The organism is Kitasatospora sp. NPDC088783 (assembly GCF_044750705.1).
In the GTDB taxonomy this organism is placed as follows: domain Bacteria; phylum Actinomycetota; class Actinomycetes; order Streptomycetales; family Streptomycetaceae; genus Kitasatospora; species Kitasatospora fiedleri.
Genome location: NZ_JBIVKJ010000016.1, coordinates 78,315 through 103,095, shown reverse-complemented (window position 1 = coordinate 103,095; position 24,781 = coordinate 78,315). Strand labels below are relative to the sequence as shown.

18 protein-coding genes are annotated in these 24,781 nt (G+C 75.6%); 7 read left to right on the top strand and 11 right to left on the bottom strand.

Going from position 1 to position 24,781, the window contains the following annotated elements:
* Positions 1 to 51: 51 nt before the first annotated feature.
* The 7 genes from ACIP60_RS31660 (at position 52) to ACIP60_RS31630 (ending at position 9,180) form a co-directional block, all read left to right on the top strand.
* Positions 52 to 1,266 (top strand): ROK family protein, encoded by a 1,215-nt coding sequence (locus ACIP60_RS31660; RefSeq protein WP_400691010.1) that lies wholly within the window; start codon positions 52 to 54, stop codon positions 1,264 to 1,266.
* Between the two features lie 152 nt (positions 1,267 to 1,418).
* Complete coding sequence (locus ACIP60_RS31655) at positions 1,419 to 2,786, top strand: hypothetical protein (protein ID WP_400691007.1); 1,368 nt, start codon at positions 1,419 to 1,421, stop codon at positions 2,784 to 2,786.
* 303 nt (positions 2,787 to 3,089) lie between these two features.
* On the top strand, positions 3,090 to 3,932 hold the full coding sequence (locus ACIP60_RS31650; RefSeq protein ID WP_400691004.1) for a lysostaphin resistance A-like protein: 843 nt from the start codon (positions 3,090 to 3,092) through the stop codon (positions 3,930 to 3,932).
* Positions 3,933 to 4,093: 161 nt separating this feature from the next.
* Positions 4,094 to 5,467: an alkaline phosphatase family protein gene (locus tag ACIP60_RS31645; RefSeq protein WP_400691001.1), complete on the top strand. Its 1,374-nt coding sequence runs from the start codon at positions 4,094 to 4,096 to the stop codon at positions 5,465 to 5,467.
* Positions 5,467 to 6,693 carry an MFS transporter gene (locus tag ACIP60_RS31640; RefSeq protein WP_400690998.1) on the top strand — a complete coding sequence of 409 codons (1,227 nt, stop codon included), beginning with the start codon at positions 5,467 to 5,469 and terminating at the stop codon, positions 6,691 to 6,693. The genes ACIP60_RS31645 and ACIP60_RS31640 overlap by 1 nt, the downstream gene beginning before the upstream one ends.
* Positions 6,690 to 7,622, top strand: a complete 933-nt coding sequence (locus ACIP60_RS31635; protein WP_400690996.1) for a hypothetical protein — start codon at positions 6,690 to 6,692, stop codon at positions 7,620 to 7,622. The genes ACIP60_RS31640 and ACIP60_RS31635 overlap by 4 nt, the downstream gene beginning before the upstream one ends.
* A 121-nt stretch (positions 7,623 to 7,743) precedes the next feature.
* On the top strand, positions 7,744 to 9,180 hold the full coding sequence (locus ACIP60_RS31630; protein ID WP_400690993.1) for a carotenoid oxygenase family protein: 1,437 nt from the start codon (positions 7,744 to 7,746) through the stop codon (positions 9,178 to 9,180).
* A gap of 97 nt (positions 9,181 to 9,277) precedes the next feature.
* On the opposite strand, the gene ACIP60_RS31625 is transcribed toward ACIP60_RS31630, so the two are convergent.
* The 11 genes from ACIP60_RS31625 to ACIP60_RS31575 form a co-directional block, all read right to left on the bottom strand.
* On the bottom strand, positions 9,278 to 9,967 hold the full coding sequence (locus ACIP60_RS31625; protein WP_400690990.1) for a DUF6308 family protein: 690 nt from the start codon (positions 9,965 to 9,967) through the stop codon (positions 9,278 to 9,280).
* Positions 9,968 to 10,115: 148 nt separating this feature from the next.
* Positions 10,116 to 11,162, bottom strand: coding sequence for a histidinol-phosphate transaminase (locus tag ACIP60_RS31620; RefSeq protein WP_400690987.1), 1,047 nt, complete (start codon positions 11,160 to 11,162; stop codon positions 10,116 to 10,118).
* 17 nt (positions 11,163 to 11,179) lie between these two features.
* Positions 11,180 to 11,821 (bottom strand): LysE family translocator, encoded by a 642-nt coding sequence (locus ACIP60_RS31615; protein WP_111555270.1) that lies wholly within the window; start codon positions 11,819 to 11,821, stop codon positions 11,180 to 11,182.
* A 30-nt stretch (positions 11,822 to 11,851) separates the two neighbouring features.
* The gene (locus ACIP60_RS31610; protein WP_400690983.1) at positions 11,852 to 12,640 is read right to left on the bottom strand and encodes a 4'-phosphopantetheinyl transferase family protein; all 789 of its coding nucleotides are present in this window, start codon (positions 12,638 to 12,640) and stop codon (positions 11,852 to 11,854) included.
* Positions 12,637 to 13,416 carry a thioesterase II family protein gene (locus ACIP60_RS31605; protein ID WP_400690980.1) on the bottom strand — a complete coding sequence of 260 codons (780 nt, stop codon included), beginning with the start codon at positions 13,414 to 13,416 and terminating at the stop codon, positions 12,637 to 12,639. Before ACIP60_RS31605 ends, ACIP60_RS31610 begins: the two co-directional genes overlap by 4 nt.
* Positions 13,413 to 14,597, bottom strand: coding sequence for an HAD-IIIC family phosphatase (locus tag ACIP60_RS31600; RefSeq protein ID WP_400690977.1), 1,185 nt, complete (start codon positions 14,595 to 14,597; stop codon positions 13,413 to 13,415). The genes ACIP60_RS31605 and ACIP60_RS31600 overlap by 4 nt, the downstream gene beginning before the upstream one ends.
* Complete coding sequence (locus ACIP60_RS31595; RefSeq protein ID WP_400690974.1) at positions 14,594 to 15,808, bottom strand: acyl-CoA dehydrogenase family protein; 1,215 nt, start codon at positions 15,806 to 15,808, stop codon at positions 14,594 to 14,596. Before ACIP60_RS31595 ends, ACIP60_RS31600 begins: the two co-directional genes overlap by 4 nt.
* A 35-nt stretch (positions 15,809 to 15,843) precedes the next feature.
* Entirely contained in the window at positions 15,844 to 16,113 is a 270-nt protein-coding gene (locus ACIP60_RS31590; RefSeq protein ID WP_400690971.1) for an acyl carrier protein, read from the bottom strand.
* A gap of 131 nt (positions 16,114 to 16,244) precedes the next feature.
* The gene (locus tag ACIP60_RS31585; RefSeq protein ID WP_400690967.1) at positions 16,245 to 17,114 is read right to left on the bottom strand and encodes a 3-hydroxyacyl-CoA dehydrogenase family protein; all 870 of its coding nucleotides are present in this window, start codon (positions 17,112 to 17,114) and stop codon (positions 16,245 to 16,247) included.
* The gene (locus ACIP60_RS31580; RefSeq protein WP_400690964.1) at positions 17,107 to 22,884 is read right to left on the bottom strand and encodes an SDR family NAD(P)-dependent oxidoreductase; all 5,778 of its coding nucleotides are present in this window, start codon (positions 22,882 to 22,884) and stop codon (positions 17,107 to 17,109) included. Before ACIP60_RS31580 ends, ACIP60_RS31585 begins: the two co-directional genes overlap by 8 nt.
* On the bottom strand, positions 22,884 to 24,781 hold a 1,898-nt coding region (locus ACIP60_RS31575), incomplete at its 5' end, for an AMP-binding protein (RefSeq protein ID WP_400690961.1). The genes ACIP60_RS31580 and ACIP60_RS31575, both read right to left, overlap by 1 nt.

The window sequence follows — 24,781 nt, the reverse complement described above, 5'->3', positions numbered from 1 at the left end:
CCTATGATGGCTCCCGGGCCGCGCCAGGGCGGCCGGGGGAAGGGAGGTCCGGTGAAGGGTCAAGCGCTCGTCGGCGGCGATCCGGCCGTGCTGCGCCGGCTCAATCTGGAGGCCGTCCTGCGCGCCCTGCGCGGGCGCGAACCGATGACCACCAGTCAGATCAGCAAGGCCGCCTCGCTCTCCCGCCAGACCGTCGACCAGGTCCTGGACGACCTGGCCCGGCTGGGCTGGGTCGAGGAGGTCGCCCCCGGCAAGAGCATCGGACGGCCCGCCCGGCGCCACCGCTTCCGGGCCGACGCCGGGCACGTGCTCGGCATCGACGTCGGCGCGCACTCCGTGCTGCTGCTCCTGGCCGACCTCGACGGCCGGCTGATCGACACCCGGCGGGCCGCCCTGGCCGCCGGACCGACCCGCGAGGAACGGCTCGCCGCCATCCGGGACGCCGCGGCCGGCCTGCTCGCCGAGCACCCCGCGGCCCGGCTGCGCGCCCTGTGCGTCGGCGTGCCGGGCATCGTCGACGGCACCGGCCGGGTCCGGCTGTCCACGCCCCTGCCGGAGTGGGACGACCTGCACCTGGCCGAGGAGGCGTCCGGCTGGTTCGACTGCCCCGCCTTCGCCGAGAACGACGCCAACCTCGCCGCGCTCGCCGAGCACTGGCGCGGCGCCGCCCAGGGCACCGACGACTTCATCCAGCTGCTCACCGGCCACCGCACCGGCGCCGCCCTCGTCCTGGGCGGCCGGCTGCACCGCGGCCGGACCGGCGCGGCCGGCGAGATCGCCGGACTGGCCATCCTCGGCTGGGACGGCAGCGACCTCGCCGACCTGCGCGGCGAGGCCGACACCGCGCAGGTCTTCGCCGCCGCCGCCGACGGCGACCCGGCCGCCCTCGACCGGGTCGAACGCTTCGCCCGCACCTACGCCCAGGGCACCGCGGCCATGGTGCTGACCGTCAACCCGGACCTGGTGGTGATCAGCGGCGGCATCTCCGTCGCGGGCGAGATCCTGGCCGTCCCCATGCGCCGCCACCTGGGCCGGCTCTGCCTCGACGCGCCCGAGGTGCGCGCCTCCCAGCTCGGCGCCGAGACGGTCGCCCTCGGAGCGGTCCGGCTCGCCCTCGACCACGTCGACCGGAACCTCTTCGACTTCCGCAGCGCGCCCGAACCCCGGCCCGCGGCCGCCCCGGCACCCGCCCCGGCACCCGTCCCGGCCGTCGAACGCCCGCTGAACCAGGACGTCTTCGAGCTGCGCACCACCGCCACCACCTGACCGGGGGCCGGGTCGGCCGGCGCCGACTTTTCGTGGCAAACTCCGCCTACCGCACCGGAGTTCGGGTCAGTACGCGGGAAAACCTTTTCATCCGAACGGACATGACAGATGATCACACCCCTACGATGACGACCGATCACGAGGGGGAACGCGTGTCCAGGAACACGGGGCGAGGGAACGGCGACGGCCGGGAGCGGGCCGACGGGGCGGCGGGGCGGCCCGGGCGGCGGGCGGTGCTGGCCGGGTTCACCGGGGCCGGGGCGCTGGCCGGGGGCCTGGTGCTGGGCGGCGGCAGCGCCGCGGCGGCCGGTGCGGCGACCGGGGTGGACGGCTACGTGGTGGACGTCCTGGCGAAGGGGGCCGACCCGACCGGGCGGACGGCCAGTGACGCGGCGTTCCGGGCGGCGGCGGCCGAGCTGCTGGCCACCGAGCAGGTCAACCCGGTGGGCGGCCCGACGCCGACCAAGGTGCTGCTCGTCCCGCCGGGCAACTACCTGCTGAACCAGCCGGACTCGCTGCTGCCGAACGTCAGCGGCGAGGTGGCCAAGAAGGTCGTGGACGGCATCGCGATCGTCGGCTACGGCAAGCGGCTGTCCCGGATCACGTACGCGCCGGCCGCGCGGGACACCGTGCTGTGGACCAACGACCAGCGGTACCGCAACATCCGGATCAGCGGGCTGACCTTCGAGAGCCTGGACCCGACCGCGACGTTCAACCTCGCCCGGTCCTCGGCCGCGTACGGCGTGCAGGACACCTGGTACACCGACGTCGAGTGGCGCGGCAGCTGGAAGGTCGGCATCGGCCTGGACGGCCCCGCCACCGCCAACCTGAACAGCGAGATGGGCTGGGACCACTGCCAGATCGGCGGGTCCTACGCCGACGCCTTCCTGGTGATCGGCATGACCCCGGCCGTCTCGCAGCAGGACCAGTTCCTGAACTACTGGTTCCGGGACTGCAAGGCCGAGTTCAAGTCCGGCGTGTTCGTGCGCAACGAGCGCGGCGGGTCGATGAACTTCATCGGCGGCTCGTACATCATCACCGACGCCGCCTCCACCGGCACCGTCTTCCAGCTCGGCGCGCAGGCCGCCACCCGGGCCGACTCGGTCATGCGGCTGCTGGTCCAGGGCATCCGGTTCGAACTGCGCGGCGCCGGGCACAAGTTGATCGACTCCGCCTGGTACAAGGGCACCATCACCTTCGTCTCCTGCGACGACACCGCCAACTCCTTCCAGAGCTGGGCCCCGTCCGCCGTCACCCACGTGTACCGCTTCGACACCGTCAACCCCTCGCGCGGGCCGATGGTCCGCTACCAGGACTGCACCCTGATGGGCTCGCACCAGGTGGTCGCGCCGACCGCGACCACCGCGGGCAAGCTGCTCTACGACGGCTGCCGCTTCATCAACGCGACGGCCGGCACCGGCGACACCGGCTTCCTCCGCTGGACCGGCACCGCGCCCTGGTACGAGTTCCGGGACTGCCTGCTCAAGAGCGGCCGGCAGTCGGACGTCAAGGCACCGTAGCCCCGCTCGCGGGCGGCCCGGGGGCCGGCGGGCGGCGAGACCCGCGCCGGCACCCGGGGCAGCGGCGCCGAGGACGGCACCCCGGGCGAGGTCCGCCCCCCACACGTCGGCGGCAACCGGGCGACGATGGCCGAATACGGTTCCCGGGCCGCCGACACCCCCGCCCGTCCGGATTCGCCCGATTCACCGATATCGGGGGTAGAAATGAGCATCTGCCTTTCATGTGCAGGTATTTCCGTCCTGCGCACGGGGCGCGCGCCTCCCCGCGGGCGGAGCCGCCACCGCGCCCGAACGGAGCCCCCCATGGCCGCAGATCCGTCCCACGCCCGAACCCGGCGGCTGACCTGGCCGTGGTTCCTCGCCGTGGTCGTCGTCTACCTCGCGATCATCCAGGGCCTCGGCCTGCTCATCGGGGTCGACCGGGGCGGTGCGAAGAGCGAGTTCCCCACCACCGAGGCGCTGGTCCGCAACGGGCTGGTCCCGATCGGCCTGTCGGTGGTGTTCGGCGCGGTGCTGGTGAGCCGGCTCGGCTGGTGGGGCGACGTGCTGCGCTGCCGGGTGCCGGTGCGGCGCTGGGTGCGGTTCGTGCCGGTCTCGATGCTGGTCGTCGCCGTCCTGGCGGTGAACTACCCGAACCTCGCCGACCAGCCGCCGTCCATGGTGGCGGCGCTGCTCGCCGTGACGGTGTGCGTGGGCGTCGGCGAGGAACTGATGTTCCGGGGCGTCGGCGTGCAGGTCTTCCGGAAGGCCGGGTTCAGCGAGGGCCGGGTCGCGCTCTGGACCTCGGTGGTCTTCGGCCTCGTCCACCTCAGCAACGCCATCGGCTCGGGCGCGCAGGCGGTCCTGCAGGCCGTCGTCGTCTCCACCTCCGGCTACTTCTTCTACCTGTGCCTGCGCGTCGGCTCCACCCTGCTGCTGCCGATGCTGGTCCACGGCCTGTGGGACTTCAGCCTGCTGTCCAACGGCGTCGGCGCCGACCCCGCGGCGTACCCCGGCGCGGTGCTGCCGATCGTGCTCCAGGTCGTCCTGATCGTCGTCCTGCTCGTCAGGCGCCGCTCCGTCGAACCGGCCGCCGCCGGCGCCGCCCCCACCCGCCTCCCGCCCGCCGACGGGGGCCCCGACGGCCCGGATTCGGCCGTTGTCTGACAAGTGGGTGGCCAGTCGGCAAACACCATTGACATGTCCTGCCGGTCGCCTGCCATGATGCAGCCGCCGCAGGCGTCCGGCCCCGCCCGGCTGCCGCGCCCCACACCCTCCCGCGCCGAGCGCTCCGCCGCGAGCGTCCGTCCTCAGTAAGGACGACCACAATGATCAGGAAGCCGGTGATCGCCTCCCTCCTCGCGGGAGCGCTCGCCCTCGTCGGCTCGGTCCTGGCCGTGGACACCGGGTTCTCCGGCACCACGACCGCTGCCGCCGCCGCAGCCGTGCCCCGCCCGGACCACGTCGTGATCGTGCTGTTCGAGAACAAGGACTACTCGACGATCATCGGCAGCGCCAACGCGCCGTACGTCAACTCCCTGGCCGCGCAGGGCGCGAGCTTCACCCAGTCCTACGGGGTCACCCACCCCAGCCAGCCGAACTACCTCGCCCTGTTCTCCGGCTCCCAGCAGGGCGTCACCGACGACTCCTGCCCGAAGAACTTCACCGGGACGGCCAACCTGGGCAGCCAACTGCTCTCCGCCGGGTACACGTTCAAGGGCTACTCCGAGGCGCTCCCCTCGACCGGCTACACCGGCTGCTCCAGCGGCACCTACCAGCGCAAGCACGCGCCGTGGGCCGACTTCGACAACGTGCCCGCCGCCAGCAGCGTCCCGTTCGGCACCTTCCCGACCGACTACAGCAAGCTGCCCACCGTCTCCTTCGTGACCCCCGACATGTGCAACGACATGCACGACTGCGCCGTCGGCACCGGGGACACCTGGCTGAAGAACAACCTCGACGGCTACGCGCAGTGGGCCAAGACCCACAACAGCCTGCTGATCGCCACCTTCGACGAGGACAACTTCAGCTCGATCAACCAGATCGCCACCGTCATGGTCGGCGAGAAGGTCCGGCCCGGCACCTACGCCGAGCAGATCAACCACTACAGCGTGCTGCGGACGCTGGAGGACGCCTACGGGCTCGCCCCGCTGGGCTCCGCCGCCGGCGCGACCCCGATCACCGACGTGTGGACCACCTCGCCGCCGCCCACCGCCACGCCCTCCCCCACCGGCCCGGCCTCGCCCGGCCCCTCGCCCACCCCGGTCCCGGGCCTGGTCAACGGCGGCTTCGAGTACGGCACGTTCACCGGCTGGACCCGCACCGGCACCACCGCGATCGCCGCCGCCCCGCACTCCGGCGCCTACGCCGCCGCGGTGGGCTCCGCCTCGCCCACCAACGGCGACTCCGTCCTCACCCAGACCTTCACCGCGCCGCCCGGCGTCACCAAGCTCACCCTCTGGTGGAAGGGCGACTGCAAGGACACCGTGGCGTACGCCTGGGCGACCGTCGTCGTCAAGCACAACACCAGCGGCAGCACCAGCACCCCGCTGCCCAAGACCTGCACGGCGAACGGCTCTTGGCAGCAGGTCACCGACAAGCTCACCCCCGGCCACTCGTACACCGTGCAGCTGGTCAACCACGACGACAACCACCCGAGCGACCCCAGCATCACCTGGTTCGACGACCTCACGCTCAGCTGATGTACCTCACCGACACCCGCCCCGGGGCCTCCCTCAAGGGGGCCCCGGCCCGCCGCGTGCTGACCGGGAACGTCCTGGCGCTCGGCCTGGTCAGCCTGGCCACCGACGTCTCCTCCGAGATGGTCACCGCCGTCCTCCCCGCCTACCTGGTCCTCGGCCTGCACCTCGGCGTCGCCCAGTACGGCGCCTTCGACGGCCTCTACACCGGCGCCACCGCGCTCACCCGCCTCGCCGGCGGCTACCTGGCCGACCGGCTCCGCCGGCGCAAACTCGTCGCCGCCGTCGGCTACGGCCTGTCCGCGCTCGCCAAGGTCGGGCTGCTGCTGACGCCCGCCGCGCCCGCGGCGGTCGGCGCCGTACTGGCCGCCGACCGCACCGGCAAGGGCCTGCGCACCGCCCCGCGCGACGCGCTCATCACCCTCTCCGCGCCCCGCGAGCAGCTCGGCCGGGCCTTCGGCGCGCACCGCGCCCTCGACAGCCTCGGCGCGTTCGCCGGGCCGGTCGTGGCCCTCGGCGTGCTCGCGCTGGCCGGCGGGGCGGGGCGCTCCTGGGACGCCGTCTTCGTCACCAGCCTGTGCTTCGCCCTGCTCGGCGTGCTGCTGCTCGCCCTGTTCGTCCGCGACCGCGAGCAGCCGCTGCCGCCCGGCGCCGTCTCCCCGCGCGCCGCCCTCGCCCTGCTGAAGGCCGGGCCGCTGCGGGCGGTCTGCGCGGGCGCCGCGCTGCTCGGCCTGGCCACCGTCGGCGACGGCTTCGTCTACCTGCTGCTCCAGCACCGCGACGACCTGCCGCTGACCACCTTCCCGCTGCTGGCCGTCGGCACCGCCAGCGCCTACCTGGTGCTCGCCCCGCCGCTGGGCCGGCTCGCCGACCGGATCGGCCGCCGCCCGGTCGCCCTCGGCGGCTACGGCGCGCTGCTCGCCGTCTACCTGCTGCTGGCCACCGGGCGCGGCCCGCTCTGGGCCGTCCTGCTGCTGTACGGCGCCTTCTACGCCGCCACCGACGGCGTCCTGATGGCGCTGGCCGGCCCGCTCACCGCCCCCGAGCTGCGCACCACCGGCCTGGCCCTCGTCCAGACCTGCCAGGCCCTGGCCTACCTGGTCTCCTCCCTGCTGTTCGGCCTGGCCTGGCAGCACCTGGGCAGCACCACCGCCTGCCTGGCCGCCGCCGCGGCCGCCGTCGCGGCCACGGCCGCCGCCGCTCCCCTGCTCAAAGGAACCACCCGATGAAGTGGCGCGTCCTGACCGCCCTCGCCGCCACCGTGCTGCTCGCCGCCGTCGCCGTCGGCTACACCCTGCTGCGCGCCCACCCGGCCCCGGCCGGGGACCGCCGCGCAGTGACCCTCGACGCACCCGGCCTGCTGCTGCGCGACACCGCCGGCGGCACCCTCGCCCTCCAGCACCCCGACGGCACCCGCTCCGGCACCGACCTGCACTGCGCCCGGGTGTACGCCGCGTCCGGCACCGGCGTGTGCCTGCGGGAGAGCCCCGGCTCCTACCAACTCACCGTCCTGGACCGGAACCTGAACCAGCTGCGCAGCATCCCGCTGAACGGCACGCCCAGCCGGGCCCGGGTCTCGCCCTCGGGCCGGATGGTCGCCTGGACGGTCTTCGTCGCGGGCGACTCCTACAACGGCGGGCGCTTCTCCACCCGCTCCGGCATCCTCGACACCCGCACCGGCACCCTGGTCGGCACCCTGGAGAGCTTCACCGAGGAGGGCCGCCCGCTGCCCGCCGACGCCAACGTCTGGGGCGTCACCTTCACCACCGACGACAACACCTTCTACGCCACCCTGTCCACCGGCGGCCACCGCTCGCTGGTGCGCGGCGACTTCGCCCGGCGCGACCTCCAGGTCCTCAAGGACAACGTCGAGTGCCCGTCCCTCTCCCCGGACGGCACCCGGATCGCCTACAAGAAGATGCTCCCCGACCAGACCTGGCGGCTGACCGTCCTGCTCCTCGCCGACGGCACCGAGACCCCGCTCGCCGAGACCCGCAGCGTCGACGACCAGGCGGCCTGGCTCGACGACGCCACCGTGGCCTACGGCCTCCCGCACGACCACGGCACCGGCGCCGACACCTGGACCGTCCCCGCCGACGGCGGCGGCACCCCCCGGCTGCTCGCCCGGGACGCCGAGTCCCCCGCCCAGCTGCGCTGACCGCCGCGCGCCCCGGACGCCGACCCGGCCCCCACCCGCGGCTACAGGCCACGGGCCACTGGCCACGGGCGGGCGAGGGGGGTTCACTGGAAGGTGCCGAGACCGTGCTCCGGGAGGCCCCATGGACACGCCAGCACGCACCCGGTTCGACCCGACCCGGGTACCGCACCTGCTCGGGGCGTTCGCGCCGGTCACCGAGGAGGTGGACGCCGCCGACCTGGAGGTGACCGGCGAGATCCCCGACGACCTCGACGGCCTGTACCTGCGCAACGGCCCCAATCCCCGGTTCACCCCGGTCGGCTCCTACCTCTACCCGATCGACGGCGACGGCATGCTGCACGGCGTCCGGCTCTCCGGCGGCCGGGCCCGCTACCGCAACCGCTTCGTGCGCACCCCCGCCCTGGCGGCCGAGGAGCGCGCGGGCCGCGCCCTGTGGGGCGGGCTGGAGTCGATGGTCCTGCCGTCCGCCGAGCAGGTCGGCCCCGAACTCGCCGGCACCTTCCGCGACCTGCCCGACGTCAACGTGGTGCGGCACGGCGGGCGGCTGCTCGCCCTCGCCGAGTCCGCCCGCCCGTTCCGGATCGGCCCGGGCCTGGCCACCCTCGGGCCGGAGGACTTCGACGGCGCGCTGCCCGCCGGGATCACCGCCCACCCCAAGACCGACCCGCTCACCGGCGAGATGGTCGTCTTCTGCTACGCCCTCGAACCGCCGTACCTGACCTGGGCGACGATCGGCCGGGACGGCACCGTCACCAACGGGCCGACGCCGATCGACGGCGTGGACCGGCCCGTGATGATCCACGACATGGCACTCACCGGCCGCTACGCCGTCCTCGTGCTGGCCCCCGCCTTCTTCGACCTCGACGCGGCGATGGCCGGCGGCTCGTTCCTGGCCTGGCGGCCCGAGCACGGCACCCGGGTGGTCCTGGTCCCGCGCGACGGCGGCCCGCCGCGCTGGGCCGCCGACGAGGCGTTCTGGATGTGGCACACCGTCAACGCCTACGACGACGGCCCGGAGGCCGACGCCCCGGTCGTCCTCGACTACGTCCAGTGGAGCCGCCTCGCCCTCGGCGGCCCCCGCCCCGGCGAGCCGCCCGTCACCGGCGCCCTGGTCCGGGCCCGGATCGACCCCGGTACGGGCACCCTGTCCCGCACCGTGCTGGACGACGCCCGGGTCGAGTTCCCCCGCATCGACGACCGCCTCCTCGGCCGCCGCCACCGGTACGCCGCGCTGGCCGCCACCACCGGCCGCGCCGACCTGCTGTCCGGCGAGTACGACGCGATCCGCTGGTACGACCTGGCCGACGGCACCACCCGGCACTGGGACGCGGGCGACCTCTCGGTCGGCGAGCCGGTCCACGCCCCCGGCGGCAGCGGCGGGGACGGCTACTGGCTCACCTTCGCCACCGACCGCACCGACGGCACCAGCTGGTTCCTGGTGCTCCCCGCCGCGGACCCCGCCGCCGGGCCGATCGCCCGCGCCCGCGTCCCGGTCCGCGTCCCGCTCGGCCTGCACGGCTGCTGGCTGCCCACCGAGGACGGGCCGCCGCCGCTCTGACGGGCGGGGGCCGGCCGGGGGCACCGGCCGGAAGCGTCGGCGGCGGCCCGTCCTCGGTGCTCGGCGTGCGGCGTTCGGCGTGCGGCGCGCGGCGCGGTCAGGAGGGGCAGGGGTGGCCGGTGGCGCGGTGGCCCGTCCACACCACGACGTCGCACACCCGCAGCGCGCTCACCGCCGCCGGCAGGTCGGCGGCGGCGTGCAGCTGCGCCAGCCGGTGCGCCAGCGCGCCGCCGTCCGCGCGCAGGGCGGTGTGCAGCGGCGACCAGAACCGGTCGGGCCGGTCCAGCGCGCAGCGCACCACCCGGTCGTAGACCGGCAGCAGCCGGGGGCGCTTGCGGGCCAGCAGCTTCCCGGCGAGGACCCAGCCGACGCCGGGCTCGGCGACCAGCAGGTGCCAGGCCCGGGCGGCGGGCGAGTCGTCGGCGACGTGTCCGGGGTCGGCGTCGGCCAGGTCGAGACCGACCGGCACGGCGCGCAGCAGGGCGTGCAGGTCCTCCCCCAGTCGGCCTTCCAGCAGGTCCAGGGCGACGCGGGCGGGCACGGTCACCGACAGGGTCTGCACGGCGATCAGGTCGTCCGCGGTGAACCGGTCGGCGCTGCCCGGGCGCTCCCCGCCACCGGCCAGCCGCTCGAACCGGCCGCCGGTGTACGGCGCGGCACCGGGCGGCAGCCCGATCCCGTAGTAGCGGCGCAGGTCGGCCACGGCACCGTCACGGGCGAGCAAGGCGTGCAACCGCGCGGCCAGCGGCGGGCCCTGCGGCCCGGTCCGGGCGGTCCGGGCGGTCACGGGTGCGCGGTCTCCGTCCTTCCGGTGAACCGGCTCCGGCCTCGGTGCGGTGGCCGGCGGGCGGCTCGGCCCCTCCGGGGCCGGGACGCGACAGCCCCCGGCCGCCCCACCGTACCTGACGTTCGGTCAACTCCCGCTGCCGGTCCGCCTATCCGGCGGAGGCGCGCCAGGCGGCGGTGACGGCGAGGGCGGTGTCGTTGGCCTCGGGGGTGCCGATGGTGAGGCGGACGCCTTCGCCGGGGAAGGCTTTGACGGTGACTCCGGCGGCGGTGCAGGCCGCCGCGAACGCGGTGGTGCGGTCGTCCAGCCGGAGCCAGACGAAGTTGGCGTGCGAGTCGGGCGGGGACCAGCCCTGGGCCCGCAACCGGGCCTGGACCCGGGTGCGTTCGGCCACCAGGGCGTCGACCCGCCGGCGCAGGTGGGGGCCGGCGGCGAGGGATTCGACGGCGGCGTCCTGGGCGATCCGGCTGACGCCGAACGGGAGGGCGACGGCCCGGGCCGCGGCGGCGACGGTCTCGTGGGCGACGGCGTAGCCGACCCGGAGCCCGGCCAGGCCGTACGCCTTGGAGAAGGTGCGGAGCACGACCAGGTTCGGGCGGGTGCGGTGGAGGTCGACGCCGTCGGGGGTGCCGTCGGGGGCGAACTCGCGGTAGGCCTCGTCCAGCACGACCAGGGTGTCGGCGGGGACGGCGTCCAGGAACTTCACCAGGTCGGCGGGCGGGACGGCGGTGCCGGTCGGGTTGTTCGGGTTGCAGAGCAGGACGACCCTGGTGCGCGGGGTGACGGCGGCGGCCATCGCGGCGAGGTCGTGGACCTCGCCCGCGGCCAGCGGGACGGCGACCGGGGTGGCCCCGGCGAGTGCGGTCGCCTCCGGGTACGCCTCGAACGAACGCCAGGCGTACAGGACTTCGTCGCCGGGCCCGGCGGCGGAGCGGACCAGTTGGAACAGCACGCCGACCGAGCCGGGGCCGATCACCAGGTGCGCGGGCGGGACGCGCAGGTGCGCGGCGAGGGCGGCGGTCAGGCGGGCGGCGGTCGGGTCCGGGTAGTGGTTGAGGGTCCGCAGGGCGGCGGTGGCCCGTTCCAGGACGCCGGGCAGCGGCGGGTAGGGGTTCTCGTTCGCGTGCAGCCGGTGGGCGGTGTCCGGCCGGTGGGCGGCGGGCGCCGGCGGGACGGCGGCGGGGGTGTCGGTCATGTCGGCTCCGTGGCGGCTCAGCCGCCGGTGAGGCCGGTCGCCAGGGTGGCGGCGGCGAGGACGAGGAAGACGCCGGCGACGATGTACCGCTCCGCGCGGAGGAAGCCGCGGCTCTGCCGGGCGCGTTGGCGCAGGAGTGAACTGAGCAGCGCCCAACCGGCGTTGGTGCAGACGCCGACCAGGACGAAGACCAGTCCGAAGACCAGGGTCTGGGACCAGACCGCCCCGTGTCCGCTGTGGATGAAGGACGGGAGGAAGGCGAGGAAGAACAGGGTGCTCTTCGGGTTGAGCGCGTTGACGACCAGGCCGTCGGAGAAGATCCGCGGCGAGCGGGCGGGCGCCTCCGCGGGCCGCTCCTCGGACGGGTCCGGGTCGGGCGTGCGCAGGCGCTTGACGCCGAGCCAGACCAGGTAGCCGGCGCCCGCGTACTTGACCACGTCGAAGGCCGTCTCGGAGGAGGCCACCAGGGCGGACAGGCCGACCACGGCGGCGACCACCTGGACGAGGTCCCCGCAGGCCAGGCCCAGGGTGGACAGCAGGCCGGCCCGGCGCCCCTGGTCGAGCGTGCGGCCGGTGACGTACAGCACCGACGGCCCGGGGATCAGCAGGAGCACCAGGGAGGCCGTGAAGAACCACCAGAGGCTGGACAGGTCAGGCATGCGGTCCGGTTCCTTTCGTCCGCGTTCTCGTCAGGCGGAACGGATGGGCGTCGTCCGGCGGGCCCGGTCCTGCGTCAAGGTCCAGCGGTGCGCCGGCGCGCAGGGCTCGAAAGCCGCGACGGTCGCACAATATCCTTTGTCCAGTGGGAGGTTGCTCAGTTTCCACCGACCGACGGTGATCGTCGTCGGATCCTGTGCGCCGGTGCTGAGCCGGCGCGGGACGGGCACGTCGGCGGCCTTGGCGTACGCCTCCCGCCAGGTCCAGCGGGTGAAGAAGGCGTGCCGTCCGGCGGCCGGCGGCAGCGCGGCGATCAGCCGGGCGTCGGCCGGGTCGAGGAAGCGGGCGGCCATCGCCCGGTGGTCGAGGTCGGTGCGGACCAGCTCCAGGTCGACGCCGACGGTGCCGGTGCGGGTGACGGCGATCAGCGCGAGGCCGCCGGAGTGCGAGAGGTTGAAGTCGAGCCCCGCCGCGCCGGGAGCCGCGCCGGCGTCCGTGCCGGGGGCCGGGGCGAGGCGGGGGCGGCCGCGGGCGGTGCGGTGCAGCCGGAGGTCGGCGGGGGCCTGTCCGGTGTAGCGGGCCAGGACGGTGCGCAGCGCGCCGTGCGCGGCGACGTGGCGGGCGCGTTCGAGCGGCAGTCGGCAGCCGGCGGCCCGGGCCCGCTCCCCGGCGTCGAGGAGGTCCGCGTACCGGCGCGCGGCGGGCGCGGGCAGGTCGAGGCGGGCCCGCCAGACGTGCACCTCGCCGGGGGCGAGGACGGGCGCGGCGGGGCCCGGCGGCCAGCGCCCGGGCGGCCGGTGGTCGGGGCGGGGCGCGGTCACGGGGTGAGCGCTCCGGCACCGCGGTCGGCCGGGCGGCGCAGCAGCCGGGAGAGTTCGGCCAGGACCTCCGCCTGGGCGGTGTGCAGGAAGAAGTGCCCGCCGTCGAACATCCGCAGGGTGAAGGCGCCGGTGCTCTGCCGGGCCCAGGCGGCCAGGCCCGCGGGGTCGACGTCCGGGTCGGCCCGGCCGCCGAAGGCGGTGATCGGGACGGGCAGCGGCTCCTGCGGGCGGTGGGTGTAGGAGTCGTTGAGCTGGAAGTCGGCCCGCAGTCCGGGCAGGACCAGGCGCATCACCCGGGCGTCGGCGAGCAGGGCGTCGGGGGTGCCGCCGAGTTCGCGCAGCCGGGCCAGGAACTGGTCCTCCGGCAGGTGGTGGATCAGCGGCCGGTTGTGGGCGAGCTGCGGGGCGCGGCGGCCGGAGACCACCAGGTGGTCGGGGGCGGGCGCGCCGAGGGCGCGCAGCCGGCGGGTGAGGGCGAACGCGATCAGCGCGCCCATGCTGTGCCCGAACAGGGCGAACGGGGGCCGGCAGTGCTCGGCCAGCGCCTCGGTGAGGTCGGGCAGCAGGTCCTCGACGTCGGTGTGGGCCCGCTGGAAGATCCGCGACTCGCGGCCGGGCAGCCGGACGGCGCACACCTCGACGTCGTCCGGCAGGCCGCGCGGCCACTCGGCGAACGCCGAGCTGCCGCCCCCGGCGTAGGCGAAGCAGACCAGCCGGAGCCGGGCGCCGGGGTTGGGGGCGGTCCTGACCACCCACGGCCCGCCGGACGCGCTCACTGCGGGCCCTCCCCGGACGGCGGCTCCCCGGGCGAATCCTCCCCGGACGGCGGCTCCCCGGGCGAATCCTCCCCGGACGGCGGCTCGGCGGACGGCGGTTGGAGGGACGGCGCCTGCACGGTCAGGTACTGCGGGTCACCGGGGACGTCGGTCAGGTCGGCCTCGAACAGCGCCAGCCCGTCGTCGCCGGTGAGCTGCCGGAACCCGGTGAACTTGTAGGTGATCAGCATCATCCGGTTGCGCCCGTTGGGCAGGTACTCGGCCAGCAGCCGGACGCCCGCCGCCCGGGCGCGGCGGCGCAGCAGGTTGATGATCACGCCGCCGACGCCCCGGGACATCACCCGGCAGGACATCAGCAGCAGCTTGACCGTCCAGGCGCCCGGGTCCTCGGCCAGCAGCACCAGGCCGATGGTGCCGTACGGGCCGTGCCGGTCCTCCAGCCGGGCGACCAGCAGTTCGTGGGTGTCGGAGCGGCGGAAGGCGTCGAGCTCCTCGTACGAGTAGGTGTAGCCGGTGGTGTTGAGCTGGTGGGTCCGGACGGTCAGCTCCTCGGCGCGGCGCAGGTCCTCCTCCTGGGCGGGCAGGACGGTGAGCGTCATGCCGAGGGTGGCGAGGAAGGCCTCCTGGGGGCCGGTGAACTCCTGCTCGACCCGGGTGCGTTCTTGGTCGGCGAGGTACATCGCGCGGCGGCGGGCGGAGTCCTCGGTGACGAACCGGGGCGAGAACTCCGGCCGGTCGGCGAGGCCGGCCGCGTCCGCCGCGTCGACGCACAGCAGTTCGGGGAGCTCGAAGGCGACCTCGCCGCGCTCGAAGGCGTCGTCGTCGACGAAGGCGAAGGCGTCCAGGCCGAGGTTGAGCGAGGCGGCGACGGAGCGGATCGACGAGGACTTCGCGTTCCAGTTGATCTGCGGGTAGAGGAAGTAGTCGAGCAGGCCGTGCCGGCGCAGCGCGGCGGTGGCGGCGTCGTGGTCGTTGCGGCTGGCGACGGAGTGCAGGATGCCGCGGCGGTCGAGCTCGACGATGACCTCGCGCAGTCCGGGGCGCAGCGGCGCCTCGCCGTCCTCCAGCAGGATGCCGTCCCAGAGGGTGTGGTCGAGGTCCCAGACCACGCACTTGACGGTCTTGGCGGGCCGCTCGCCGGCGGTGCCTTCCTGCGGGTCGGCGGTGCCCTGGGTGGTCATGCCGTCACCCTTTCGGTGTCAGTGGGGCCGGAGGTGGCAGTGGGGGCGGAGGTGGCAGTGGGGGCGGTGCGGGGGCGGGAGTGGTAGGCGGACTCGGCGATGGTGGTCTGCTGGAGTTCGGTGCTGCCCTCGATGATCTCCATCACCTTGGCGTCCCGCAGGTAGCGCTGCACCGGGTAGGCGTCGCCGCAGCCGTGCGCGCCGTGCACCTGGACGGCGTCGGAGGCGGACCGGAACGCGGTGCGGGAGGCGTGGTACTTGGCGAGCCAGGTGGCGTGCAGGCTGTCGGTGGAGCGGTCCTGGCGCAGCCAGCCGGCCTGCTGGCAGAGCAGCCGGGCGGCGGCGGCGCCGGTGGCCATGTCGGCGAGCATCCGCTGCACCAGCTGGTGGTCGCGGAGCCGGACGCCGAAGGTCTCGCGCCGGTCGGCGTAGTCCAGGGAGGCGTCCAGGCACGCCTGGGTGAGGCCGACGCAGCCCCAGGCGACGCTGTAGCGGCCGAGTTCGAGGGCGCTGGCGGCGACGGCGCTCAGCCCGAAGCCGGGGCGGCCGAGCAGCGCGCCGTCCGGCACCCGGCAGTCCGCCAGGCTGAGTTCGGCGAGCATCGAGGCCCTGGTGCCGAGCACGCCGGTGAGCGGCCGGACGGTCAGCCCGGGGGCGTCGCGGGGCACCAGGAAGGCCGCCTCCCGGCCGTCCAGCCGGGCGAACAGCAGGTACACGTCGGCGCGGGCGCCGAAGGTGGTCCAGCGCTTCTCGCCGGTCAGCAGGTAGCCGTCGGCGGTGCGCCGGGCGGCCGTCCGCAGGCCCTTGACGTCGCTGCCGGCGCCCGGCTCGGTGAGCGCGAACGCGCCGATCGCCTCGCCGGTGGCGAACTTCGGCAGCCAGTGCGCGCGTTGGTCCCGGCTGCCCCAGCGGGCGACCGCGTACGAGGCCATGCCGTGCACGGTGACCAGGCTGCGCACGGACGAGCAGCCGCGGCCGAGTTCCTCGTTGAGCAGCCCGAAGGTGATCGGGTCGAGTCCGGTGCCGCCGTAGTCGGCCGGGACGGCGGCGCCCAGCAGGCCGCGGGCCGCGAAGTCCTTCAGAAACTCCTCGGGGAGCCGCTCGGCGCGGTCCCAGTCGTCCGCGCGGGGGGCCACGGCCTCCCGGACGAAGGACTCGTACTCCTCCCGCGCCGTGACCTGGCCCGGGGTCAGTTGCACTCGGATGGCCATCTGTCCCTCTCCTGCCTCCTCTCCGGTCCGGCGGGTCAGGCGCGCGGCGCGGCGGCGCCCACGGCGGCCCGCTTGCGGGTGACGAGCGCGTCGAGGGCTTCCACCGTGCGGAAGTTGGCCAGTTCCAGGTCCTCGTCCTCCACGGTGATGCCGAACTCGCCCTCGACGAACAGCACCAGCTGCATGATGAAGAGCGAGTTCACGAACCCGGAGGCGAAGATGTCCTCGTCGTCGGCGAGCCGGTGCTCGCCGAAGAACTGGGCGAGGAAGGCGAGGATCTGCGGCTTGTGGTCGGCCGTCGTCATGGTGTGCGGTTCCTTCTTCTCGGTCGGGCTTCTCGGTTCGGGCTTCTCGGTCGGGCCGGTGGCGGCTCGGGGCGCGCGGGCCGGTACGGCGGGGGCGGGGGCAGTGGCCCGGGTTGCGGTGCGGCGGGGGCTCAGAGCAGCGCGGTGGCGTAGCTGTAGAAGCCCTGGCCGCTCTTGCGGCCGAGCAGTCCGGCGTCGACCATCCGCACCAGCAGCGGGCACGGCCGGTACTTGCTGTCGCTGAACGCGGCGTACAGGCCCTCGACGGACTGCAGGATGGTGTCCAGGCCGATCAGGTCGGCGGTCTCCAGCGGACCCATGGTGTGGCCGAAGCAGGTCTTGAAGATCCGGTCGACCTCCTCGGCGGCGGCCACCCCCTCGTGGACCAGGTAGACGGCCTCGTTCACGGTGAGCATCAGGACCCGGTTGCTGACGAAGCCCGGCGAGTCCTCCACCAGGATTCCCTCCTTGCCGAGTTGGGCGAGCAGGGTGCGGGCGGCGTCCAGCGTCGCGGCGGAGGTGTGGTGGCCGCGGATCACCTCCACCGTGGGCTTGAGCGGCACCGGGTTCATGAAGTGCATGCCCAGGACGTTGGCCGGGCGGGAGGTGGCCGCGCCGATCCGGGTGATCGGGATGACCGAGGTGTTGGCGGCGAACACGGTGCGCTCCGGGCAGATCGCGTCCAGCCGCTGGTAGACGCCCTTCTTCAGGCCCCAGTCCTCGGTGATGTTCTCGATCACGAAGTCGGCGTCGTCGAAGCCCTCGTAGTCGGTGCTGGAGGTGATCCGCTCCAGGACGGTCCGCTGGTCCTCCCGCGGGCCCCGGTCGCCCAGCAGCCTGGCGAAGCGCAGGCCCTGACGGACCGTCCGCTCGGCAGCGGCCAGGATCTCCGGCGTCCGGTCGACCAGCAGGACCCGGTGGCCGGACTGGGCGAGCGCCTGCGCCAGGCCGGTGCCCATGACGCCGGCGCCGACCACGCCGACCGTGTGGATGTCAGACATGTGCTGTGCTCCGCTTCTGTGTGCCGTCGGTCGTCGGGGTGCCGGTCGTCGGGGGGTGGGCCGGGGCGTCGGTGCCGAGGCGGCGGCGGAGGGCGGCGGCCTGCTCCGCCACCGTGAGCGCCTCGAACAGGGTGTTCAGCGGCAGGTCGACGCCGAACCGGCGGCGGATCCGGGCCGCCAGTTGCAGGCCGAGCAGCGAGTGGCCGCCGAGCTCGAAGAACTCGTCGTGCACGCCGACCCGTTCCAGGCCGAGCAGGTCCGCCCACAGTTCGGCGAGCCCGGTCTCGGTGTCGTCCCGGGGCTCGGCGTACGCGGTGAGCAGGCCGGGGCGCGGGTGGAGCGCGCCGTCCGGCCGCCCGGGGTCCGGGGCGTCCTGCGGCCCGGGGGCGCCGATCCGGTGGGCGCGGATGTCGGCGAACACCGCGTCCAGGTTCTTGGCGACCACCGCGACCTGCGGGCCGAGACCGGCGGTGAGCAGCCGCAGCAGCGCCTCGACGCCCTCGGCGGGCCGGATGCCCTGGTCCAGGTGGTCGCGGAGCGGTCCGGCGTCGCCGGGGCGGGCGGCCGGGGCGGCGGCGGGCGGGAAGCGGTAGGCGGCGGTCTCCCGGGAGGTGCCGTCGCGCAGCGCGCCGAGCCGGGTCTCCAGGTCGGCGACCCGCTTGAGGACGAAGTCCTCGACCCGGACGGTCTCCAGGCCGGTCTCGTCGAGCAGCGTGAAGTCGGCGGTGAAGGTCTCCTTGCCGCGGCGGTCCGCCTCGTGGAAGCGGTGGTGGCTGTAGATCCGGCGCGGCAGCGGGGCGAGCAGGGTGAGGCGGCCGTAGCGGAGCGGGATGCGGAACTCCTCGGCGAGGTTCATGCCGTGGAAGCCCGCGCCCAGGTCGAGCAGCGAGGGGTGCAGCGCGATCCGGTCCAGGTCGGCGGCGAACTGCGCGGGCAGTTCGAGTTCGGCGAGCGCCTCCTTCTCGCCCAGGTGCACCCGGCGCAGGCAGTGCGAGCGCGGGCCGAAGCCCATCGGCCCGGTGTGGGTGAGGGCGCCGAGGTCGCGCATGCCGGCCCGGGCGACCAGCTCGGCCGGGTCGTACCGGCAGGGCGGGGCGGTGTCGTCGCCGACCGGGCCGACGGCACCGGTCACGTGCACCTGCCAGCCGTCGCCGTCGCCGCCGTCCGGCCCTGCACCGCCCGACGCCGCACCGCCCGCGCCGTCCGCGCCGTCCGGTCCGGCCGCGCCGTCCGCACCGCCCGCGCCGTCCGCGCCGTCCGGTCCGGCCGCGCCGTCCGCACCGCCCGCGCCGTCCGCCGGCCCGCCGCCGGGCGCGCCCTCGCGGCTGACCACGGCGAACCGCGCCGGGGCGTGCCGCTTGTCGAGCACCACCCGCAGTTCGCGCTGCCGGTCCTCGCCGACCACCACCGGGGAGAGGAAGGTGACGTCCTCCAGCACCGCCCGGGGGTCGCCGCTCTGGTGCTCGTGGGCGGCCCGGACGAGTTCGAGGTGGCCGGTGCCGGGGACGACGGCGTTGCCGGCCATCCGGTGCTCGTCGATCAGCCAGGACCCGGCCACGCTGAGTGCCACCGCGTACACCGCGACGGCGTCGTCGTCGCGCAGGCAGGCGTCCAGCAGCGGGTGGTCGACGGGGCCGGTGCGGGCGGCCGGGGCGGCGGCGTCCGGGTGGCCGCCCGGGCCGAGGGTGCGGAAGGCCATGCCGACCTCCTGCCAGCCGTCCCAGTTGACCGAGACGGTGCGCGGGCCGCCGGTGGCGTCGCTGTGCTGCGCCAGGGCGTCCAGGAAGGCGTTGGCGGCGACGTAGTCGACCTGTCCGACGCCGCCGGTCAGCGCCAGGCTGGAGGAGCAGTGCACGGTGAAGTCGGGCGCCAGCCGGCGGGCCAGCGCGTCGACCGCCAGGCCGCCGCGGACCTTGGGGTCGAGCACCCGGTCGGCGGCCTCGGCGGTCTTGAGCTGGGCGAGGCCGGCGGCGGGCACCCCGGCGGCGTGCACGATGCCGTGGACGGCGCCGAACCGCTCCACCGCCCGGTCGGCGACCCGCTGGAGGGCGGCGGCGTCGGCCACGTCGGCGGCGGCGGTCATCACCTGCGCGCCGAGCCCCTCGAGCTCCAGCACGGCCCGGACCCGCTCGGCCGCCGCGCCGTCCGCCCGGCCGTCGGCGAGCAGCGCCGCCCACTCCTCGCGGGGCGGCAGCGGGGTGCGGCCGACCAGGACCAGCCGGGCCGCGACGGCGGTGGCGAGGTGCCGGGCGAGGGTGAGTCCGACGCCGCCGAAGCCGCCGGTGATCAGGTAGACGCCGTGCTCGCGCAGCGGGGTGCGGCCGTCCGCGGCGGCCTCCACCCGGACCGGCCGGTGGGTGCGCTCCCAGCGGCGGCGCCCGCGCAGCGCGGTGAGCGGGCGGGTGGTCGGGTCGAGCAGTTCCGCGTACAGCAGGTCGGTGTCGGCGGCGCTCCAGCGGCGGCCGGGCGGCAGCGAGACGTCGACGGCGCGGCAGGTGGTGCCGGGCTGTTCCAGCGGCAGGACGAGGGCGGGCCCCGTGACGGTGGCCTTCTCCGGGGCGAGGGGTTCGGTGCCGAGGACGGCGTGGGCGTCGCTGGAGACGACGGTGAGGTGCGGCGGGGTGCCGGGGGCGGCGGCGGTGAGGGCCTGGTCGAGCCGGAGCAGGCTGTGGAAGCCGCGTTGCAGGGTCTCGTCGACGGGGCGGCGCGGGCCGACGGTCCACAGGTGGACCGTCCGGTCGGGCGGGCCGCCGTCGGCGGTGAGCCGGTCGACCAGGCGGCGGTGGTCGGCGGCGCTGGCGGGGTCGATCCGGTAGGCGCCGTCGCCGAGTTCGCCCCAGCCGCGGCCGGCCCGGACGGTGCTGACCCGGTGGCCGTCGCGGCGCAGGCGGGCGGCGAGCGCGTCGCCGACGCCCACCTCGTCGGTGAACAGCAGCCAGGAGGACGGCGCGCCGGGGGCGGCCTGCGGGCGGGCGGGCAGCGACTCCCACACGGGTGTGTGGAACCAGTCCGCCAGGTCGGCCCGGCGGGCGAGCCCGGGCCGGGGGGCGGTCCGGCGGGGGGCCGGGTCGATCCAGTGCCGGCTCTCCTCGAACGGGTAGGGCGGGAGGGAGACCCGGGCGGCGCCGTCGCCGCCGCCGACGGCGGACCAGTCGAGGTCGACGCCGGCCGCCCACAGGGCGCCGGCGGTGTTCAGCAGGAACCGCTCCTCGCCCTGCCGGTCGAACCGGCCGGGCATCGAGGCGAGGGCGACGCCGGGGGCGGCGCCGGCCGGGCGCAGCTGCAGGGCCAGGCTGGTCAGCGACTGGCCGGGGCCGGTCTCCAGCAGCACCCGGCCGGGCCGCTCCCACAGCCGGCGGACGCCGTCGGCGAACCGGACCGGGCGGCGCAGGTGCCGCACCCAGTAGCCGGGGTCGGTGACCAGGTCGGCGTCGGCCCAGTCGCCGGTGACGTTGGAGACGTACGGGACGGTCGGCGGGTGCAGGGCGACCCCGGCGGCGAGGTCGGCGAACTCCTCGGTGATCGGGTCCATCAGGTGCGAGTGGAAGGCGTGCGTGGTCTGCAGCCGCCGGGCGGCGACGCCGTCGGCGGCCAGCCGGGCCTCCAGGGCGGCGACCGCCTCGTCGGTGCCGGCGACCACGCACAGCTCGGGCCCGTTGACGGCGGCCGGCGACAGGTCGTCGCCGAGCAGGCCGAGGACGGTGCGTTCGGGCAGCGGCACGGCCAGCATGGCGCCGGCGGGCAGGCCGTCGATCAGCCGGGCCCGGTGGGCGACCAGCTTGAGGGCGTCGTCCAGCGACAGCACCCCGGCCAGGTGCGCGGCGGTGTACTCGCCGATGCTGTAGCCGATCAGCGCGGCCGGGCGGACGCCCCAGGACTCCCAGAGCCGGGCCAGCGCGTACTCGACGGCGAAGGTGGCGGGCTGCGCGTAGCGGGTGCGGTCGAGTTCGGTGCGGTCGGCGGCGGCGGGGCCGCGCAGCATCCGGCGCAGGTCGGGCCCGGCGGCGGCGGTGTCGGCGGCGCCGGCGGGGTGGAGCAGTTCGCGCAGGTCGAGGCCGAGGTGGGGGCGGAAGCCTTCGGCGCAGCGGTCGAGGGCGGCCCGGTAGACCGGTTCGGCCTCGTACAGTTCGCGCCCCATGCCGGGGCGCTGCTCGCCGAGGCCGGGCAGCACCAGGGCGACCTCGCGGGGGGTGCCGTCGTGGTGGCCGGTGCGGACGGTGCCGGGGGTGCGCTCGCGCAGCGCGCGGGCGGCCCGGGCGGTGTCCTCGGCGACCAGGAAGCGGCGGTGGCCGAAGTGGCGGCGGCCGGTCTGTAGGGTGCGGGCGGTGCCGGCCAGGTCGGGCGGGGCGGCGCCGTCGAGGCGGTCGGCGAGGCGGTCGGTGGCGGCCTCCAGCGCGGTGGCGGTGCGGGCGGCGAGCGGCAGCAGGACGCGGCGGCGGCCGGGGGCGCGGCGGGCGGCGGGCGCGGGGGCCTCCTCCAGGACGACGTGGGCGTTGGTGCCGCCCATGCCGAAGGAGCTGACGCCGGCCCGGCGCGGTCCGCGGTCGGCGGGCCAGTCGGTGAGGCGGGTGTTGACCCGGAACGGCACGGCGGTGAAGTCGACGGCCGGGTTGGGGACGTCGAAGTGCAGGCTGGGCGGGATCTGCCGGTGCTGGAGCGCCAGCACGGTCTTGATCAGCCCGGCGACGCCGGAGGCGGCGTGGGTGTGGCCGATGTTGCCCTTGACGGCGCCGATCGCGCAGCTGCCGGGCGGCAGGCCACCGAAGGCCCGGCCGAGCGCCTCGATCTCGATCGGGTCGCCGAGCGGGGTGCCGCTGCCGTGGGTCTCGACGTAGCCGATGGTGGCGGGGTCGACCTCGGCGGCCTCCAGGGCGGCGCGGATCACCCGGGCCTGGCCGGCCACGCCGGGGGCGGTGAAGCCGATCCGCTCGGCGCCGTCGTTGCCGACCGCGGAGCCCTTGATGACGGCCCGGACCGGGTCGCCGTCGGCCAGCGCGTCCTCCAGCCGTTTGAGCACGACCACGCCGACGCCGTTGGCGGCGACGGTGCCCTGGGCGGCGGCGTCGAACGGGCGGCAGTGGCCGTCGGCGGAGAAGATCCCGCCGGGCTGGAACAGGTAGCCCTGGTGCTGGTGGGCGCGGACGGTGGCGCCGCCGGCCAGCGCGGTGTCGCAGGCGCCGCTGAGCAGGGCCTGGCAGGCCAGGTGGACGGCGACCAGGGAGGTGGAGCAGGCGGACTGGACGGTGAGGGCGGGGCCGGACAGGTCGAGCTTGTAGGCGATCCGGGTCGCCAGGAAGTCCCGTTCGTTGGCGAGGTTGCGGGCGAAGACCTCGCCGGGGTCGTCGGGGTCGATCAGGCCGTCGACGTGGTCGACGTAGCTGTTGTAGTAGGTGCCGGCGTAGACGCCGACCTGGCCGGGCACGGCGCGCGGGTCGTGGCCGGAGTCCTCCAGGGCCTCCCAGGCGCACCGGAGCAGGACCCGGTGCTGGGGGTCCGTCAGGTCGGCCTCCTTCGGGCTCATCCCGAAGAAGTCCGCGTCGAAGCGGTCGGCACCGGCCAGCACGCCCTGGGCGGCGACGTAGTCGGGGTCGGTGCGCAGCGCCTCGGGGACGCCCCGGGCGGCGAGTTCCCCGGGGGTGAAGAAGGTGATCGACTCGGTGCCGGTGCGCAGGTTCTCCCAGTACTGCTCGGGGCCGTCCGCGCCGGGGAAGCGGCAGGCGAGCCCGATGACGGCGATCTCCAGGCCGGTGGTGTCGTCGGCGTGCTCCATCAGCTGTTCTCCTTCGGTGCGCCGGTGCGCCGCCGGTCGAGCTGCCGGCGCAGCCGGTCGCGGCCGCGGTCGAGGCGTTCCCGGGTCGCGGGGTCGGGGCCCGCGGGCGCTGCGGGCGCTGCGGACCCGGCGGGCCCGGCGGGCCGGTCGGCGAGGTGCCGGGCGAGGGTGTCGACGGTGGGGCACATGGTCAGCGCCAGCAGCGGGACGTCCCGGCCGAGCCGCTCGCCCAGGGCGGCGGCGACGCGCTTGAGCAGCAGCGAGTTGCCGCCGAGGTCGAAGAAGTTGTCGTCGGCGCCGAAGTCCTCGGTGCCGAGCACCTCGGCCCAGACGGCGGCGACCTGCCGGGCGAGCGGGTCGCCGGGGGCGTCCCGGTGGGCGGGGGCGGCGGCCCCGGCGGCGGCGAGGAGTTCGGCGAGCCGCAGCCGCTGGACCTTGCCGGTGGGGCTGCGCGGGACGTCCTCGACCAGGTGGACCCGGCTGGGGACCTTGAAGTCGGCGAGCCGTTCCCGGGCGTACTCGCGGATGTCCCGCTCGACCACGACGGCGCCGGGCCGCGGGACGACGGCCACCGCGACGTCCTCGCCGAGGGTCGGGTGCGGGACGCCGAAGGCGACGGCCAGCTTGACCGCCGGGTGGCCGGCCAGCACCTCGTCGATCTCGACCGGGGCGACCTTGGAGCCGCCCCGGTTGATGATCTCCTTGCTGCGGCCGACGACGTACAGGTAGCTGTCCTCGTCGAGCCGCCCCTCGTCGCCGGTGCGCAGCCAACCTCCGGTGAAAGCACGGGCGTTGGCCTCGGGGTTGGCCTCGTAGCCGGCGGTGACGTTGGCGCCGCGGATGGCGATCTCGCCGGACTCGCCGACCGGCACCGGGCGGCCGGCCTTGTCGAGGACGGCCACCGCCTCGCCGACCGGCAGGCCGACCGAGCGGGGCTTGCGCGTCCCGGGCGGCAGCGGGTTGGTGGTGACCAGGGAGCCGGCCTCGGTCATGCCGTACGCCTCGATCACCGGGGCGCGGAAGGCTTCCTCCAGAGCGGTGAGGACGGCGCCGGGCAGCGGCGCGGAGGCCGAGCGGACGAACCGGAGCCGGGTCGCGGCGAGGACCTCGCGGTGCCGGTCGGCGACGGACAGCAGGGCCTGGTGCATGGCGGGCACGGCGGTGTACCAGGTCGGGCGGAACTCGCCCAGCCAGCGGTAGAAGCCGGTGTCGCTGAAACCGGGGGTGCAGACGATGCCCGCGCCGCGCACCAGGGTGGCGAGCAGGGTGCTGGTCAGGCCGTGGGCGTGGAACAGCGGCATCGGGTTGAGGCAGAGGTCGTGCTCGTCGAGGGCGAAGGCGGCGCCGGTGTTGCGGGCGGCGACGTGCAGGTTGGCGTGGGTGAGCGGGACGAGCTTGGGGCGGTCGGTGGTCCCGGAGGTGTGCAGGATCAGCGCGGTGTCGTCCGGGCCGCCGGGGCCGCCGTCCGCGACCGGGACGGCGGTGGCCGGGCCGGTGCTGCGCAGCTCGAACTCACCGGCGGGGCTGCCGGGCCGGGAGGTGAGTTCGATGATCCGGAGGCCGCGCTCGCGGGCCACCTCGACCGCGGGCGAGTCGTCGCCCGCCTCGACCAGCAGGGCGTCGGCCCGCATGTCCGCGAGGTAGAACGCGAACTCCTGCCGCCGGTACGCCGGGTTGAGCGGGGCGCTCTGGGCGTACGCGGCGGTGCCGAGGAACGCGACGGCCAGGTCGGGGCCGTTGGGCAGCACCAGGGCGACCCGGTGCGGACGGCCCAGGCCGAGGCCGTTCAGGGTCCGCCCGACCTCCTCGACCCGCCGGGCGAGCGCCCGGTAGCTGAGCGGGGCCCGGTCGGGGGCGAGGAGGGCGACGGCCTCCGGCCGGTCGGCGGCCCGGTCGG